Genomic DNA, 16,797 nt, shown 5'->3' with positions numbered 1-16,797 from the left:
GCAAAAGTTTACTTGTTTTTGGCTTACTCTGCCAGTAGCTGTTGCAGCAAGTTTTTTTGAGCCTGTTGCTGGTGACGCATCTCCAGCCGTTGGCACTCAATAATGGACCTGAGCTGGAACAGTGCCTGCTCGAACTCTTCATTGATAATGACATAGTCATACTCGTCGTAGTGCACCATTTCGGCAATGGCTTTCGCCATCCGGCCGGCAATCACTTCGGCGCTGTCCTGACCGCGCCCAATCAGGCGGCGTTCCAGCTCTTCGCGGCTGGGGGGCAGGATGAAGATGGATTTGGTCGGCATCTGCTCGCGGATCTGGCGGGCACCTTGCCAGTCGATGTCGAGGAATACGTCGATCCCCTTGGCCAGACAGGCTTCGATGGTGGCGCGGGAGGTGCCGTAGTAGTTGCCGAACACTTCGGCCCACTCCAGAAAATCACCGCGTTCGATCAGCGCCTTGAACTCTTCCACCTGAACGAAGTGGTAGTGGACGCCGTGCTCTTCGCCCGGGCGGGTGGCGCGAGTGGTGTGGGAAACCGATAGCTGCATCTTGCCAGCTTGATTGTGGTTGGTCAGCAAGGCATTGAGCAGACTGGATTTACCCGCGCCGCTCGGAGAGGAGATGATATAGAGAGTGCCTTGTTGCGCCATATTATTACCTTTAATCGAAACCGCTGTTTTGGTTGTAGCAGAGACCGCCGTCTTGTGCCCGAAAGGGAGACAGCCAAACGCAAAACGCGGAAAATTCTTGAGTCAGGAGGATGTAAAGGCGGCGAATTTTACCAGAATGCGGCGAATAAAAAAACGGCCGGAATCATATTCCAGCCGATCAAAGTATTCGTAGCTTGCTGCGGGAGCGTAACCCACATCAGCCTGCATTGTGCCTTTGGCTGAGGGCAGAGGCTATCAGGTTATCCCTGCCTGATGGCTCGGAATTCCCGAGGTGCCCTGTCACTACGGCAGTTGACGATCTGCACAGAGCCGATCGAACGCGGCGGTCACCTGCTCGCTGGTGATTTTTCGCATGGCCTCCGGGTCTTTGAGACGGGTGCGCCAGCTCAATTCGGCCAGCGGCTTGCCGGTCTCCTGCTCGACCAGCTCCTGATAGACGCTGACCACGTAGTCGCGGCACAGATAGGGGCCGGTGCGGGCCGGATTGTGGTGGGCATAGAGGCCGATCACCGGCGTGCCCACTATGGTGGCCATATGGGTGGGGCCGGTATCGGGGGCCAGTACCAGACTCGCCTCGCCAATCAGCGCCAATAATTGCTTGAGGTTGGTTTGCCCCACCAGATCGACCGGTTTACTCTGGCTGAGTTGCCGGATCTCGGCAGCCAGATCCCGCTCCAGTTTGGCAGGCCCGCCACAGAGATAGACCTGAAAGCCCTTGTTGGCGGCGTGATCTGCCAGCGCGGCATAGCCTGCGGCAGTCCAGTTTTTGAATGCCTTGCTGGCGGCTGCGCAGATAAGCAGAGTCGGTTTGCCGCCAATCTTCTCCCTTGCCCACGCCTGATGATCGGCGCTGATGGGCAGTTGCCAGTCCGGGGTCAGATCCTGGATGCCGAGCTCTTTGGCGAAAGCGAGGAAACCGTCCAGCACATGGGGGGAGGCAGGCGAAGGTACCTTGTGGTTGGTGAACAGCCACTGGCCGTCGTTGGCCCGTTCCCGATCAAACCCTAGTTTGACCTTGGCGCTGATGCCGAGGGTGGCGATGCTGGCTCGCATCGCCGCCTGAAGGTGGAGCAGGGCATCGAATTTGCGCCCCTTGAGGGTCTGCCAGAGATCGCGATAGCCGCGCCATCCCTTGCTCTTGTCGAAGGGGATCACCTCGACGCCGGGCAGATCGGCAAACAGGGTTGCCTCGATTTTGCCGGTGATCCAGGTGATGCGGGTCTGTGGCCACTCCCGCTGGATGACGCGCACCAGCGCCAGTGCGTGGCAGCAATCCCCGATGGCGGAGAGCCGCAGGATGCAGATGGAGGAGGGGGGCGTTTGAAATAGCGGCATGTTGTGGCGCACGGCTGGCAAAAAGGGTGGATGGCATTATGCAAACTCCCCTGTGGATTGTAAAATTGCGCGCAATCGTCAGCCGGGCTTTGCCACCGGAATAGCCGCCATGGCTGGCACATGTTGCGGGCATGCCACAGTCGCAGCCTCATCGCCCATAAACAGGGGCGATCAACGACCCACCGAGCGGGATCTCCACGATGCGAGTACAGACCGAACACAACCAGATCTGTTGGTATGCCGAAGGGGCCTTTCGCGACCCCTCTCCCCAGTTATTCGATCCTGCCTGGTGGCAGAACAACCGTCAGGTGGTGGGAACCTCCATCGGGCGGGGGGTGACCTGGTTCGTCAAGGATGAGTCCCGCCATCTGGTGCTGCGCCACTACTATCGCGGCGGCATGGTGGGCAAGGTGGTGCGGGATCGCTTCTGGTTCGAAGGGGTCGAGTCGAGCCGTGCCATGGCCGAATACACCCTGCTGGCCAAGCTGTGCGAGCTGGGGCTGCCGGTGCCGCGTCCGTTTGGTGCCCGCATGGTCAAACAGGGACCCTTCTATCGTGCCGATATCCTGATCGAGCGAATTCGCGGTGCCAAAGATATGGTGGCGCTGCTCAAGCAGGGGCCGGTGGCGACCGAGGTATGGCACAAGATAGGCCAGACGGTGCGCCGGTTGCACGATGCCGGGGTCTATCACGCCGATCTCAACAGCCATAACCTGTTGCTCGATAAAGAGGGCAAGGTGTGGGTGATCGATTTTGACAAGGGGGCGATCCGCTCCCCCGGCGAATGGCAGAAGGCCAATCTGGAACGCTTGCTCCGTTCATTCAATAAAGAGTCTCAACTGCACACCAGTTTCCACTTCGTACCGGAGAACTGGCAGACCTTGATGAACGGGTATCAGGGAAAAGCGCTCTGACCCTGTTGCTCGGCGTGAACGCCAATGTTACTTATTGAGCAGGTATTCAGATCCTGTTTCGAGGCGCCCCATGGAAATGCTCAAGACACCTTTGGTCGATGTGACTGCCCGGCTTGATCCGGGTCTGCTGTCTGATGCCATGGCGCTGCTGGAGGCGGGGATCTGGAGCTGGTCAGCCCAACATGGACTGCAGCGTGATCCCTCCTGCCTGCGCCTGTTGGGATTGGGAGAGAGCTGGCCGGATGATCTTGGCTGGCTGGATCGGGTTCATCCCGACGATGTCGCCCGGCTGGAAGATGCCCTGCTCGCCTGCCAGAGCGGCCGCAGCAGCGGTCTGCGCCTCGAATACCGCATTTTGCATCATCACGGTCACTACATCCGGCTGGAAGAGCGGATGCGTCGCGATGAGCGGGGCTATCTGCTGGGGGTCGTCCGTCACCTCGATCCCGCTGCCGTGCTGGTGGAGGAGCGACATGGCACCGATCCGCTGACCGGACTGGAGAGCCGTGGCCGTTTCGAGCAACTGCTTGAAGAGCGGCTGGCCACCGAGAGCGGCACTTTCAGTCTGCTGCAGTTTTCGGTCGATCACATGGCCAAAATCCAGCAGTTGTTTGGTGAAGCTGCCTGCGACGCCATGCTGGCCAAGCTGGCGCGTATCGTGCGTCACGAACTGCGGCGGGAAGATCCCTTCGCCCGCTGGGATGAGGACGGTTTTATCCTGATGCTCTCCCAGACCGAGCGGATGAGTGCGCTGGAGATCGCCGAGCGGCTGCGCCTCGAGATTGCCGATGCCAGCCTGCTGTCACAGCGGCCGGTCACCGTCAGCATCGGGCTGGTGCAGAGTCAGGCTGGCGAGCAGCTCGATCATCTGCTGGCCCGGCTGGCCAGCTGTCACAGTCAGGCCAGACGGGAGCACAATACCGTTGTCGGCTGAGTGTGGTCAGGGTTGGCCGCGCTTGTCACGCTGGCAGACCCAGAGCGAGGCCAGCATCAGCAGGCCGCCGATGGTCAGTCGGGTCAGGTCGGTATCCTTGCCCCAGAGCAGCAGATTGACCAGCAAGCCGGCCGGAATGAGCGCATTGTTCATGATGGCCAGCACCCCGCTGGTGACCAGCGTCGCCCCCTTGTTCCAGAGGAAGTAGCCGAGGCCGGAGGCACCCACCCCCAGCCAAAGTAGAATGCCCCACTGCAACCCTGACGTTGGGTATTGCGGCTTGCCCAGCAGCCACCAGGCGGGCAGGGCGATCACCAGCGCCCCCAGATAGAAGCAGCCGAACACAGCCAGTTGCGGCGGTTGCTCCGCCTCCCGTGCCAGCAGTACCTTGTAGCCCACCTGACCCAGGGCGAAACAGAGGTTGGCCCCCTGCACCACCAGAAATCCCAGCACATAGCTTTCGGTCAGGCCGTCGAAGCGGATGACGGCAGCCCCGAGCACCGCCAGCAGGGCGCCCCACAGATAGGTGGGCTTGAAGCGCCCTTCCAGCAGATCGTGGAGCAGGGTGACGTAGATGGGGGTGAAGATGGTAAAGACCAGCACTTCCGGTACCGTCAGCAGCAGGAAGGAGTGGTAGTAGAAGAGATACATGATGCCGAGCTGGATGGCACCGAGAGCCATCAGTTTGCCTGCCAGAGCGGGTCGCAGCCAGCGGCGGCGCAGGAAGGGGAGAAACACCAGACTGGCGAGGGCGATGCGGGTCAGCACCGAGAAGTAGGCATCCACCTGGCCAGCGAGGTAGACCCCGATCAGGCTGAAGGAGAATGACCAGAGCAGGGTGACCCCTATCAAGTAGTTCATGTGTTTGATTTATCATCAGTTGTCAATTTTTGAGGGGGCTATGATGGCCGAGATGGAAGCGGCAATCCAGCGTTTATGGGCGCGATTGCCACAGGTCGGAGCATTTTCCTTCACCGCCAGCAATGGCGAGGGGTCGGCGACCGACTGGAGTGGTCGCGGCGAGGGGCGTGTGCAGGTGACCGATCATCAGGGGGGCTGGCTATTTAACGAGCAGGGCCGTTACATCACGCCTCATGGCAGGGAACTCGCCATGCACAACCGCTTCTGGTGGCAGCGTAGCGAACGGGGGATCCGTCTCTCCCATCTGCGTTATGAAGCGCCGGTCGAACTGTTCGAGTTGCTGCCACAAGGAGATGGCCGCTGGCTGACCGCCGAGCCCCATCTGTGCGGGGCGGATCACTACAGCGCCGAGTTGACCGAGATCGACGGTGGTTTTCTGCTGAGCTGGCAGATCAGCGGGCCGCGCAAGAACGAGCGACTCAGCTATCGCTATCTGATCTGACGCCGGCTGGCAGGCATAAAAAAACCGGCGCAGAGCGCCGGTAGCGGGGGACAAATCGGAGGTTTTTTAAAACAGTCCCAAAAACAGGAGAGATAGACTCTCGTCACACATTCAGAGATGGACTTCAGGCATTCAGGGCATAGCTCAGCATGGCTTGCAGCTTGCTATCGAAGAACCAGGGCAGCAGTACCATCAGCAGGCCCAGGATCCCGGCCAGCCGCTGGCGATACTGCCAGCCGGCAATCAGCACCAGACCACCGCACAGTGTGGTCAGGATGCCTGACATAGGGTTGCCTCACGCTGTACACGACGCTGCTGGGCCCACTGGTTCATGGCGACCGAGCCGAGGATCAGGGCCAGGGCAACGCCGGTGGTGGGGTGGATCTGCTCGCCGAGGAACAGGGCACCCAGCATCACGCCGAACAGCGGCACCAGATAGTTGCTGAAGGAGGCGAACGTCGGGCCGGCCTTCTGGATCAGCGCCATGTAGAGGAAGTAGACCAGACCGGTACAGAGGGTACCCAGCACGGTGATCGCACTCAGGGCCTGGGTGCTCGGCAGGGTCAGGCTGCTGAGGTCAACCATGAAGGGGGCGACCAACAGCAACTGGATTGCCGAGGAGATCAGGATATTGCGGGCGACCACGACCGGATGGTCCTTGGCGAAGCGCTTGATCATCAGCAGACCGATGGCGAAGCAGCTGGCACCCAGCAGGATGGCCATGGCACCGAGCAGACCGGCGTTCATGCCCTGGGAGAGTTTCGGCCAGAACAGGGTGAGTACACCGGCAAAGCCGATGATCACGGAAAGCAGTCCGGTTTTGGTGATTCTTTCACCAGAAATAAACAGCGGTGCAGCCAGAATGGTCACAAACGGGATACAACCCATGACCACGGCGGCGATGGCGCTATCCACATATTGCTGGCCCCAGGCGACCATGATGAAGGGGATGGTGGCATCCAGCAGGGCGATCAGCATATAGGTGCGCCACGGGGTGTGCTCACTCTTGAGTCGCATGAACAGGCAGAGCAGACCCAGGGTCAGGCTGCCGCACAGGGCACGACCGGCAGCCACCAGAATGGGGGGCAACTCGGCAACGGCCTGGTGCATGAAAATGAACTGGGAACCCCACAGCAGGCCAATGGCCAGCAATAACAGATAGCTACGCATTTGAATCTCCGATGTATTAAGCCAGCGCATTCTAGGCAATCTGTTACTATGGTAAAAATGAATTGTTGGCATTTAACTATGGCTAATATCGATGGATAGCTCGCTCGCCCGTCTCGACCTCAACCTGCTCGCCGTATTCGACATGCTGATGCAGGAGCGCAATGTCACCCGTGCCGCCGAACGGCTGCATCTCTCCCAATCCACCGTCAGTCACGCCTTGGGGCGGCTGCGAGTGGCGCTGGATGACCCGCTGTTTGTGATGAGTCGGCGCGAAATGATGCCGACCGAGCGAGCCAAGGCGCTGGCCGGTCCGGTGCGGCAGGCGCTGGCGATGCTGGAGCAGGGATTGCGGCAGGCCAAGGGGTTTGATCCCGCTACCGCACGGCGGATTTTCCGTATCGCCACCCCGGGCTCGGTGGAGCACGGACTGGTGCCGGTGCTGGTGGAGCGGCTCCATCGGCAGGCCCCTCACTGTCGGCTTGAGGTGTGCGAGCTGGCGGACAGCGACTACGAGCGGGAGTTGGAAAAGGGTGAGCTGGATCTGGTGATCGGTTTCGCCGGGGCGAATCACCTCTCACCCCGTTTGTGGCGGGAGGAGTGGTTCAACAACCCGCTGGTCTGCCTGTCGCCACTCGGTAGCGAGTTGCCCGATGTGCTGACCCCGGTCGAGCTGGTGAGCCGCCCCCACATCCACACCTCCAGCTGGGGTCACAGTCAGGCGATGGTGGAGCTCTGGCTGGCCCGCTTCGGGGTGGAGCGGGAGCTGGGCGTGCGGTTGCCAAGCTTTATGGCGGTGCCGCCGCTGATGGCGACCGGCCGCTATCTGGTGGTGGTGCCCGAGATGATCGGACGCCACTTCTGCCGCTACTACCCGCTGCGGATGCACCAGCTCGACCCCGCCATCCCCATCGTCTACCTGATGGCGGGGCACCCGCTCACCGCCCACGACGAGGCGATAGGCTGGTTCAAGAGCCTGTTGCACCAGCTGGTGTTCGACCTCTACGGCGACGATGCGCTCGGTACTCCCGCTCAGCGGATGTTGGCGAAGTAATCCAGCCCCATGGCGCTTTTCACCTCCGCCAATACCTCATCGGTGATGATGCGAGCCTGCTCGGTGCCTTGATAGAGCAGCTCCAGCAGCATCTTCTTGTCGGCGATGGCCGCGGCACGGCGCTCCCGCATCGGGGCGAGCAGGGTCTGCAGGCAGTCGTTGAGCACCTGTTTGCAGCGCATGTCCCCCAGTCCACCGCGTCGGTAGTGCGCCTTCATCTCGGCGACCAGCGCCTTGTCGGGGTGAAAGGCATCGAGATAGGCGAACACCGTATTGCCCTCCACCTGACCCGGATCGCTCACTTTGAGGTGGTTGGGGTCGGTATACATGGCGAACACCGCCTGTTTGACCTCTTCCGCCGACATGCCGAGCTCTATGGTGTTGCCGAGGGATTTGGACATCTTGGCCTTGCCGTCGATGCCGGGCAGGCGGCCGGTGTCACTCAGGATCGGTTGGCATTCGGTCAGCACCTCTTTGCCTACCAGAGAGTTGAAGCGGCGGACGATCTCGTTGGTCTGCTCCAGCATCGGCAGCTGATCTTCCCCGACCGGCACATGGCTGGCGCGAAAGGCGGTGATGTCGGCGGCCTGACTCACCGGATAAACCAGAAAACCGGCCGGCAGCGTGCGTTCGAACCCTTTCTGCTGGATCTCCGCCTTGACGGTGGGGTTGCGCTCCAGCCGGGCGACGCTGACCAGATTGAGGTAGTAGCAGGTGAGTTCGGCGAGGGCGGGCAGGGCGCTTTGCAGACAGAAGGTTGTCTTGGCTGGGTCGAGGCCGACCGCCAGATAGTCGGCCATTACCTCCAGTACGTTGTCGGTCACCTTGGCCGGGTTGTGGCCGTTGTCGGTCAACGCCTGTAAGTCGGCGATCATCACGAATTGACGGTAGTGGTGCTGGGCTTCGACGCGCTGGCGCAGGGAGCCGACATAGTGGCCGATGTGCAGTTTGCCGGTGGGACGATCGCCAGTCAGGATTACGGGGTTGTGCATGTCACTCTCTCCAGTTGGGTGAGCCGGGAGGCGACAAAGGGATAAAAACAGTTGACCGCCTCTCGGCGGTCACGGTGTTTTCTTTGGGAAATTTACAATAGAAACGCGGTGCCGCCTGTTTAGGAGCAGCACCACCAGTAGTTGTGATTGAATGCGGTCATGTTCATAGCAAATCAAACTACGCCGGTTTCATTACTTCTGCAAGGGGACGACCAGCAGATCGCAGGGCACTGTATTCATCAGCTGACGGGCGCTGGAGGTGAGCAGGCTCCAGAAGCTCTGGCGATGGCCGCACACCAGCAGGTCGATCTCGTACTCCTTGACCGCCTGATTGACCCGCTCGCTCAGATCGCCGCAGATAACCAGCTTCTTCTCGATGGGATAGTCCACCGAGGCCAGAAATGCCTCCAGCTTCTCTTTCGCTTCGGCGATCACCTGATCCTGCACGTTGTCGATGTCGATATCGATCATCTCGGTGTAGAGATCCTTGAGGTCCACATCGACATGGATAACCGACAGCTTGGCGCCGTTGGAGCGGGCTCTGTCCACCGCCTTGTCGATCACCTTGCGGTTGTCTTCAGAGAGGTCGATCGCGGCCAGAATATGCTTGTAATAGGTTGTTCCACTCATGGGGGTTCTCCTTACCGATCCTTCAGCCCACTATACCAATCTCTGCTGAAACTAAAATGGTGCCTCAGGCACAGTTTTGGGATTTAAATGAGTTTAATGACGTGTGACACAGGGTCAGCCACTCAGTTATTAACCACTATTTGCCTATAAATCAAACAATAGTTTGACGCCGGTCACACCCCTCGGCTTGCCGATCTGGGGGGAGAGGCATAGGATGGGCCCGTGCTTCGCAATGAACACAAAACAACAAAAAGCATCTGAATACCGCTTTGGGGAGCCACGTGCTCCCTTTTGTTTATCCGCCTCATTTCCCGCTGCTTTTCTGACTGATAGCGATCCGGCATCAAGTTAATCTCCTTCGATTTGGTTATGCTGTAGCCAGTTTCTTTGGAGGCCTTCCCATGATCATTCATCCCCAGATTCAAGGTTGCGTTGCCCGCAACTGTCACCCCATCGGCTGTCGCGCCGCCGTGCAGCAGCAGATCGAACGTATCAAGGCCGCTGGCCCGTTCAATGGGCCCAAGCGGGTGCTGGTGCTGGGGGCCTCCTCCGGTTTCGGGCTGGCGTCGCGCATTGCGCTCGCCTTTGGTACCGGTGCCGACACCATCGGCATCTCGTTTGAGCGCGGCCCTTCCGACAAAGGATTGGGCAGCGCCGGTTGGTACAACAACATCTGGTTTCGCAAGGAGGCGGAGCAGGAGGGGCGTATCGCCATCAACCTGATCGGTGATGCCTTCTCCGATGGCATGCGCCAGCAGGCCATCGACACCATCCGCCAGCAGTTGGGGCAGGTGGATCTGGTGATCTATTCGCTCGCGAGCGGCATCCGAGTGCTGCCCGACGGTACGCAAGTGCGCTCGGTGCTCAAGACCACCGGCCAGCCATTTAGCGGTTGGGGGCTGGATCTGGAGCGCGATACGCTGGTGCAGCAGTCGCTTGCGCCTGCCACGCCGGAGGAGATCCGCGATACCGTCACCGTGATGGGGGGCGAGGATTGGCAGCTCTGGATGCAGGCGTTGCAGCAGGCCGGTTGTCTCGCCCCCGGTGCGCAAACCGTGGCCTACTCGTACATTGGCCCCGAATCCACCTATCCCCTCTATCGGGATGGCACCATCGGTTATGCCAAGGAGCATCTGCACGCCACCGCCGAGACCATCAACCTGCAGCTGGCCGAGATTGGTGGCCATGCCTGGGTGTCAGTCTGCAAGGCGCTGGTAACCAAGGCGAGCGCCTATATTCCGGTGTTGCCGGTTTATCTGGGCCTGCTGATGGGGGTAATGAAGGAGCGCGGTGTGCACGAAGGCTGCATCGAGCAGATGCAGCGACTGTTTGCCGCCAAGATGTACGGGGCCAATGGGGTGGTTGCCGATGGCAACCGGCTGATCCGGATGGATGATCACGAGCTCGACCCGGCCATTCAGGCCGCCGTTTCGGCGCTCTGGCCCAAGGTGACGCCGGAGAATTTCCACGTGCTGGGGGACTTTGCCGGGCTGCGGCAGGATTTCATGCAGCTCAACGGCTTCGAGCTGCCGGGCGTCGATTATGCTGCGCCGGTGGATGTCGCCTCCCTTGGGGAGCTGACCCCCTGAGCTGAAAGAAACGGGATCTCCCTCTCGTTGGCGGGTTGATTCGCGGCGGGAGTGTGGCGACAATCGATACCAAATCACTGAGGAGAAACAAGATGCTGGCCCAAGCCATGATCGAGAAGTTGAACGAGCAGATTAACCTGGAGTTCTACTCCTCCAATCTCTATCTGCAGATGAGCGCCTGGTGCGAAGACAAGGGCTTTGAAGGGGCGGCGACCTTCCTGCGCCAGCACGCAGTCGAGGAACGCCAGCACATGGAGCGTCTGTTCACCTATGTGAGCGAGACCGGCGCCATGCCCAAGCTGGGTGCCATCGATGCCCCTCCCCACGAGTTCAAGTCGCTGGGCGACGTGTTCCGTGCCACCCTGGAGCACGAGTACCACATCACCAAGTGCATCAATGGTCTGGCCCACGTAGCCTTCACTACCCAGGACTACTCCACCTTCAATTTCCTGCAGTGGTATGTGGCCGAGCAGCATGAAGAGGAGAAGCTGTTCAAGAGCATCGTCGACCGTCTGGGTCTGGTGGGTGAAGATGGCAAAGGCCTCTACTTCATCGACAAGGAGCTGGCCGAACTGGCCAAGGGCGCCCCGGCCAGCATCATGGACAGCAACGCCTGATAGTCGTGGACACTTAGTGTTCAGCCAGTACAATAACGGCCCTTTTAAGGGCCGTTGTTTATTCTGGTGGGCAGCCACTATGGTTGTGTTCCGCCAGAGGCAATCTCGGTTCTGGCCAGGTGCCGTTTCTATTTTGATAAGTGAGTGATGATGAAGCAGGTCGATGTGGTGGTGATCGGGGCCGGTGCGGCCGGATTGATGTGTGCGGCGCAGGCGGGCTACCGTGGCCGCTCCGTGCTGGTGCTCGACAATGCCAAGAAGCCGGGCCGCAAGATCCTCATCAGTGGCGGTGGTCGCTGCAACTTCACCAACCATCAGGCGGGTGCTCACGCCTACCTGTCGGAGAATCCCCACTTCAGCAAGTCGGCGCTGGCCCGCTACACCCAGCAGGATTTCATCGATCTGGTGGATCGCCACGGGGTCAACTATCACGAGCGTACTTTGGGGCAGCTGTTCTGTCTCGAGAGTGCCAAGGATATCGTCGATGTGCTGCTCACCGAATGTGGCTGGGCCGGGGTGACCCTGCAGTTCCAGACCGAGATCCTCACCGTCAGCAAACAGGACGAGGGCTTCGTGCTGACCACCAGCAAGGGGGAGATCGGCTGTCACTCGCTGGTGGTGGCGACCGGCGGCCTCTCCATGCCCAAGCTGGGTGCTACCCCTTATGGCTTCAAACTGGCGGAGCAGTTCGGCCTCAAGGTGCTGCCGACCCGCGCCGGTTTGGTGCCCTTTACCCTCCATCAGGCGGAGAAAGAGGCGTTCGCCGATCTGGCGGGCATCAGCCTGCCGGTATCGGTGACCGCCGAGGATGGCACCCGCTTCAAGGAGGCGATGCTGTTCACCCATCGCGGCCTCTCCGGCCCCGTCATCCTGCAGATCTCCTCCTACTGGCACGCCGGCGAGAAGATCCACATCAACCTGCTGCCGGAGCTGGATATTCCGGCTGCCCTGCGCGAATGGGCGCAGGCTCACCCTGCGCAGGAGTTGAAAACCGTGCTGGGGCGCGAGCTGCCCAAGCGCTTCGTCGACAAGCTGGTGGAGTTGGGTCAGCTGGTCAGCAAGCCGATGCGCCAGTACAACGAGCGGGAGCTGGAGGCGGTTGCCAACCTGCTGGGTGACTGGCAGATCCTGCCCAACGGCACCGAGGGGTATCGCACCGCCGAAGTGACTCTTGGTGGCGTCGATACCAACGAGCTCTCCTCCAAGACCATGGAAGCGCGCAAGGTGCCGGGCCTCTACTTCATCGGCGAAGTGGTGGATGTGACCGGCTGGCTCGGTGGCTACAACTTCCAGTGGGCCTGGTCTTCCGGTTGGGTGGCCGGGCAGTACTGCTAATTCGGGTATATCCCCTGTTGGAGAGCCCAAGAGAACATTATGTATAAGTGTGGTTTTTCATTGCCGACATACTGGGGGCCGAGTATGTCGGCTTGGGGCTGTGCCTACAGTTATCTGTTCATGATTACGTGTTACCGCATTCCCTAGAAAATTCCTCTAAGGTATATAAAATCATATACAATGTAGTTCAACAGAACGTTGAGATTAAATAAAATCATGACAAAGCAATATAAGTATAACGACACGTTCATATTTGAACCTGAGACATACAGAATTATTCTTGACGAGAAAGAAATAAAGCTCAGTCAAAAAGAAACCGTATTGCTGGAAGTGCTTTGTGATAATAGTCTGCGAGTTGTTGAAAGAAAAAAAATACTTGATGATATTTGGGGTGAAACAGAAAGCAGGGATATTAGTCTCAACAAAACAATTCTTCTACTACGTAGGAAGTTTGAGTCTATCGGGATTTTCAATTCTATAGAAACAATTCCTCGTGTGGGTTACATTTTCAAGTTGGAGGTTGAACTTGGTCATGGTGATGAATTGTCACACCGTACGGAGGTGATCACAAAGACTGAGGAATCCGATGATGTTGATGCAAACGAGGAACAAAGACTCTTTGATCGCGGTCGACTTGATAAATATATATTAATGTTCTTTGTTTTTATTGTTACTGTCATTTCAGCTATTACATCATATTATATTTTGACAGAAAAAGATGAGGTTTCATTAGAATTTAGAAAGCTTGAAAAGATAAAGGAATTAGCAACACCAAGTGTTAATCGTATTGTTATGTATACAGAGGATATTCGTTCCCCTGACGAGTATAAATATATTGAAAAGTTGATAAAAAAAGACCGAAACTTTTATGCTCTTGCATCAAAAGATGCATTCTCATATTTGGACTTTAATATAAAGGATAATATAGTTTGGCAAAAAACATTTTTAATGGATGAGCGGCTGGACATAAAGAAACAGCTGGAATGCATTGCTCAGAATATTAATCTTGAAGCTGTTTCACCGATCAATGTACACGATATTCCTGGGATGGGATTTGTGCGTTTGAGATTCTATCGCCCATGCCAGATTAAAGCAGACTATATCGGTTATATGTTGATCAAAACTACCGGCATTGATAATGATAATGTTGAACAAGCCGCATGGGCTCAAGATTTGATGTTTAACGATGCAAAGCAAAACATGGTGTTTGAAATAAAAAAGATTTCTCGCGTGCATTTTTATGAGAATGGTTTGAGACATCTTGAGAATAAGTCATTGAAGGTCAAATCGATACAGCAAGATATTTTGCAAGCCGATCCTCAAATTTATACCATTTTTGATCAATTTACACAGGATGATGCTTATTTGCGCACAATTAAGATAAAAAATGAGATTGTTCATGTAACAAGTCTTTTTGGTGGGGTTTTATTTTATACAAAAGTATTCAATGGTAAAAATAGTTAGTACTTTAAGAAAGTTGAGTGTCTCATTAATATGGATGATTACTTGTCGCCAGATAGAGAAATGACTGACACATTGTTTTATAAATAGAATTATCGGTAATGAGATGTTAATAAAGTCAGAATAATAATGCTTGTTTTGATATGGAGTTATAAGTAAAAGCTAATATATAAAGCGTATGTGTCAAGTTACAATCTGATATCAGCGTCAAAGTGATATCAAATTATAACTTAATCTTTACTTTATATGTAACGAGCCGAAGCAGCACTTCCAAATTTTCTGGGCATTTAATCTACCGTAAATACAATTATTCCCGCACCTCGATGTAAACCTAGAGTATTCACGCCTGAAAATAGGCATTTAGCGATCACTTTTTTCCGCATTCCATATTGCACTGTTAACTTATGAGGTTTATTTGGACCAGAACCTAAATCAAGATTACAATAACCTCCACCATCTAAAACCAATTGACCTTTTTCATCGGTTAATTTAATTGTGCCTGAGGTTGTATTCGTACACTCTAAGTAACTTTCTGCACTTGCAGACATATTTTTAAATTCGCTTGCTGTACCTTTTGCATTTATGGAAATGTTAGGGCCAAATTTACAACTCTCAGCTGGTTTATAACCTGATACGCAATTTGATATTGGTCCAGGATATGAGGCTGATTGTACTATATCTCTTCCATAAAAAAGACATAAATCAGGGCCTGATTTAAGTCTACGACTACCGATAGTATCATATAAGGGTCTCTGAAGTACGCCATTATTTCGCCAGCAAGAAATAACCTTTCCTAACGTTTTATTTTCATTGGAATTTACACAGCTTCGCCATGACTCTGAGTTAATGCCACCGGCATCATATGATTTATACCCATCAAGTTGTTTGTTTGGCCATGACCTTTCAACTAACCAAGCTAATATGGAACAATCACCCCATTTCTTACCAGCACATAAATTAGGCGTGAGATCATTATTATCTCCCCCAATAATTACCGCTTTCATATATGGATCGCCTTTCGTTGTAAGTCCTGGAGCTTCGGTTAAAGAAATGGAAAGGCTAGATGCATAGGTATTTGTTATGCCAAGTAAAAAAACAAACATAACATTTGTTATGAAGCACCAAAAGTAACCAAGGTGTTTTTTAAAATCACTGGTGCTAAATACACCTCGTATTATTTCGAAAAAAAAGACCATATAACCTCAGTATCACATAAATATTAATAAGGTGCTAAAAATTGCTATTAAGAGAGCATGGAGCATGATGCTTAACTTAAGTTTAAGACTTATCCACCACCACATGTAGAAATTTAGTAAGCCACGGGGGGTCGTCGAAAATCTCGAGAAGGAACACTGTGGATTCTAATTTTAACTCAGTATCTTTACTCATACTCTAGCTTGAAGTTGGCACTTGTACTAAACGTACCTGATACCAAGCCCGTTTGTCCCGATGGTAGCAATTGCACATAGGTCGCAAAGGTCAGTACGTTGTCACCAGCAGTTAACATCAATGCACGGCTTGCTTTGTTGAGGGGTAATGCCTTTCCCTGATGCTCCAGTCCGATGGCAATCCCTTTGGCGGTACTGTCCCCCATCAGCGCCAGCAAGTCCGGATTGTCTGGCGCTCCTTGACCACTGAATGTCACCTTCACACCCTTGGAGATATCGGGGTCACACTCTTCAAGATGAAGCTGAAACTCTCTACTTGGTGTGCGTTTGTCCCTCAATAACTCTTTGTTCACGATATTGCCAAAGTTGACGGTGATGGTTTCATCACCGGGGCGCAGCGAACAGGCTTGATTGACTACCTCTGCGACAACATTAATCATCAAGTTATCACTCCCCGCCTGAGCTTGAGACGGGAGAAGCATGCCCTGCAATGTGATCAATATGAACCACAGGTAACGAACACCTGAGTGGGCCGCGCGCGGAGAAGAGCCTGGCGACATATTTATCTCTCTATTTTGCATCTTGAGCGGGCAACAAATGGCAGATCCCGGTGCAGCGGTAGCTCAGGGTTCGACGGCCGCCGTAGTCATCCACATAGGTAAAAGTGGGTTGCTGGCCAAGCTGGGCCACACCAAGATTGACCATGGCACTGCTATTGGGGGCAATCATGACTGGCTCAAATCCCGTAGTACTACCCGCATTGAGTGTGCGGGCCCCATCCACAATGGAGATGTAGTAAGGGGTCGGATTGGTCAACTGGTATTTTCCTCCTACCGCTTGCAGGGTAACTTTTTCTTGCCACGGCGCTTGGTTGCTGCCCGGCTCAACCAGCAGAGTTGCGGGGCGGTAGAAGAACTTGATCCGGGTTTGCAGTGCAAGCTGCAGGGTGTTTGGCTTGTCGCTGCGAGGGGGAATCTCCCGCAAGTTGAAGTAGAACAAGCTCTCTTTATCCTGGGGCAGCAGAGCGACAGCGGGTAATGCTTGCACCTTGACCAGGCTCTCCATACCCGGCTCCAGCCGCTGAACCGGTGGCAACAGGGTGAACGGACTATTTATCTTGTTGCCATTGGCATCTTCCAGCCAGGCCTGGGCCAGGTAAGGCAGTGTTTTGTTGTTATTGTGGATCGTCAGGCTCATTGAATTGGCTCCCGCCGGGTAGATCACCCGGGTACGATCCAATGAGACGGCAGCCTGAACCTGGCTAGCCATCATGGTTAGCAATAGAGGCAGAGTGAACAACAGTTTCTTGGTCATATCGGTTTATCTCAATCTGGTTATACAAAATCG

18 protein-coding genes are annotated in these 16,797 nt (G+C 55.5%); 8 read left to right on the top strand and 10 right to left on the bottom strand.

Going from position 1 to position 16,797, the window contains the following annotated elements; all coding sequences use genetic code 11:
* Nucleotides 1-23 precede the first annotated feature (23 nt).
* Together gmk and G5168_RS16095 are read right to left on the bottom strand one after the other, a co-directional pair.
* The gene (gmk, locus tag G5168_RS16100) at nucleotides 24-650 is read right to left on the bottom strand and encodes a guanylate kinase (RefSeq protein WP_421209830.1); all 627 of its coding nucleotides are present in this window, start codon (nucleotides 648-650) and stop codon (nucleotides 24-26) included.
* 303 nt (nucleotides 651-953) lie between these two features.
* Nucleotides 954-2,006 (bottom strand): glycosyltransferase family 9 protein, encoded by a 1,053-nt coding sequence (locus G5168_RS16095; RefSeq protein WP_421252449.1) that lies wholly within the window; start codon nucleotides 2,004-2,006, stop codon nucleotides 954-956.
* A gap of 200 nt (nucleotides 2,007-2,206) precedes the next feature.
* Here G5168_RS16095 and G5168_RS16090 point away from each other — a divergent pair, with 200 nt between their 5' ends.
* Both G5168_RS16090 and G5168_RS16085 read left to right on the top strand, forming a co-directional pair.
* Nucleotides 2,207-2,920 carry a 3-deoxy-D-manno-octulosonic acid kinase gene (locus G5168_RS16090; protein ID WP_421252448.1) on the top strand — a complete coding sequence of 238 codons (714 nt, stop codon included), beginning with the start codon at nucleotides 2,207-2,209 and terminating at the stop codon, nucleotides 2,918-2,920.
* Between the two features lie 70 nt (nucleotides 2,921-2,990).
* Nucleotides 2,991-3,854: a GGDEF domain-containing protein gene (locus G5168_RS16085; protein ID WP_064334991.1), complete on the top strand. Its 864-nt coding sequence runs from the start codon at nucleotides 2,991-2,993 to the stop codon at nucleotides 3,852-3,854.
* A 6-nt stretch (nucleotides 3,855-3,860) separates the two neighbouring features.
* Here G5168_RS16085 and G5168_RS16080 read toward each other — a convergent pair whose 3' ends face one another.
* Entirely contained in the window at nucleotides 3,861-4,715 is an 855-nt protein-coding gene (locus G5168_RS16080) for a carboxylate/amino acid/amine transporter (RefSeq protein WP_216979781.1), read from the bottom strand.
* Between the two features lie 40 nt (nucleotides 4,716-4,755).
* Here G5168_RS16080 and G5168_RS16075 point away from each other — a divergent pair, with 40 nt between their 5' ends.
* Nucleotides 4,756-5,217, top strand: a complete 462-nt coding sequence (locus G5168_RS16075; protein ID WP_216979780.1) for a DUF6314 family protein — start codon at nucleotides 4,756-4,758, stop codon at nucleotides 5,215-5,217.
* A 124-nt stretch (nucleotides 5,218-5,341) separates the two neighbouring features.
* Here the strand turns inward: G5168_RS16075 and G5168_RS16070 are convergent, their stop codons facing one another.
* A complete protein-coding gene (locus G5168_RS16070; RefSeq protein ID WP_005339236.1) occupies nucleotides 5,342-5,503 on the bottom strand; it encodes a hypothetical protein in 162 nt (53 codons plus the stop codon).
* Entirely contained in the window at nucleotides 5,488-6,387 is a 900-nt protein-coding gene (locus G5168_RS16065; protein WP_005339234.1) for a DMT family transporter, read from the bottom strand. Before G5168_RS16065 ends, G5168_RS16070 begins: the two co-directional genes overlap by 16 nt.
* A gap of 91 nt (nucleotides 6,388-6,478) precedes the next feature.
* Here G5168_RS16065 and G5168_RS16060 point away from each other — a divergent pair, with 91 nt between their 5' ends.
* Complete coding sequence (locus G5168_RS16060; RefSeq protein ID WP_005357110.1) at nucleotides 6,479-7,438, top strand: LysR family transcriptional regulator; 960 nt, start codon at nucleotides 6,479-6,481, stop codon at nucleotides 7,436-7,438.
* Here the strand turns inward: G5168_RS16060 and trpS are convergent.
* Nucleotides 7,417-8,430 (bottom strand): tryptophan--tRNA ligase, encoded by a 1,014-nt coding sequence (gene trpS, locus G5168_RS16055; protein WP_103252027.1) that lies wholly within the window; start codon nucleotides 8,428-8,430, stop codon nucleotides 7,417-7,419. The two genes, G5168_RS16060 and trpS, sit on opposite strands and share 22 nt — an antisense overlap.
* A gap of 192 nt (nucleotides 8,431-8,622) precedes the next feature.
* Nucleotides 8,623-9,060 (bottom strand): universal stress protein, encoded by a 438-nt coding sequence (locus G5168_RS16050; RefSeq protein ID WP_005339229.1) that lies wholly within the window; start codon nucleotides 9,058-9,060, stop codon nucleotides 8,623-8,625.
* A 401-nt stretch (nucleotides 9,061-9,461) separates the two neighbouring features.
* Between G5168_RS16050 and fabV the strand changes: the two genes are divergently transcribed.
* The 4 genes from fabV (at nucleotide 9,462) to G5168_RS16030 (ending at nucleotide 14,065) form a co-directional block, all read left to right on the top strand.
* Nucleotides 9,462-10,649 carry an enoyl-ACP reductase FabV gene (gene fabV / locus G5168_RS16045; RefSeq protein ID WP_421252447.1) on the top strand — a complete coding sequence of 396 codons (1,188 nt, stop codon included), beginning with the start codon at nucleotides 9,462-9,464 and terminating at the stop codon, nucleotides 10,647-10,649.
* Between the two features lie 92 nt (nucleotides 10,650-10,741).
* The gene (gene ftnA, locus G5168_RS16040; RefSeq protein ID WP_033138862.1) at nucleotides 10,742-11,266 is read left to right on the top strand and encodes a non-heme ferritin; all 525 of its coding nucleotides are present in this window, start codon (nucleotides 10,742-10,744) and stop codon (nucleotides 11,264-11,266) included.
* 150 nt (nucleotides 11,267-11,416) lie between these two features.
* Nucleotides 11,417-12,601 (top strand): NAD(P)/FAD-dependent oxidoreductase, encoded by a 1,185-nt coding sequence (locus G5168_RS16035; RefSeq protein WP_421252468.1) that lies wholly within the window; start codon nucleotides 11,417-11,419, stop codon nucleotides 12,599-12,601.
* 216 nt (nucleotides 12,602-12,817) lie between these two features.
* Nucleotides 12,818-14,065, top strand: a complete 1,248-nt coding sequence (locus tag G5168_RS16030) for a winged helix-turn-helix domain-containing protein (RefSeq protein WP_216952567.1) — start codon at nucleotides 12,818-12,820, stop codon at nucleotides 14,063-14,065.
* A gap of 284 nt (nucleotides 14,066-14,349) precedes the next feature.
* Here G5168_RS16030 and G5168_RS16025 read toward each other — a convergent pair whose 3' ends face one another.
* From G5168_RS16025 to G5168_RS16015, 3 genes are all read right to left on the bottom strand, one after another.
* Nucleotides 14,350-15,258 carry a hypothetical protein gene (locus G5168_RS16025; protein ID WP_216952568.1) on the bottom strand — a complete coding sequence of 303 codons (909 nt, stop codon included), beginning with the start codon at nucleotides 15,256-15,258 and terminating at the stop codon, nucleotides 14,350-14,352.
* A 185-nt stretch (nucleotides 15,259-15,443) separates the two neighbouring features.
* Nucleotides 15,444-15,890, bottom strand: coding sequence for a fimbrial protein (locus G5168_RS16020; protein ID WP_216954480.1), 447 nt, complete (start codon nucleotides 15,888-15,890; stop codon nucleotides 15,444-15,446).
* Nucleotides 15,891-16,020: 130 nt separating this feature from the next.
* Nucleotides 16,021-16,764: a fimbria/pilus periplasmic chaperone gene (locus tag G5168_RS16015; RefSeq protein ID WP_216952570.1), complete on the bottom strand. Its 744-nt coding sequence runs from the start codon at nucleotides 16,762-16,764 to the stop codon at nucleotides 16,021-16,023.
* Nucleotides 16,765-16,797: the final 33 nt, after the last annotated feature.

The organism is Aeromonas sp. 600724, assembly GCF_049175135.1.
Lineage (GTDB): Bacteria > Pseudomonadota > Gammaproteobacteria > Enterobacterales > Aeromonadaceae > Aeromonas > Aeromonas veronii_A.
This window is presented reverse-complemented; position numbering and strand designations above follow the sequence as displayed.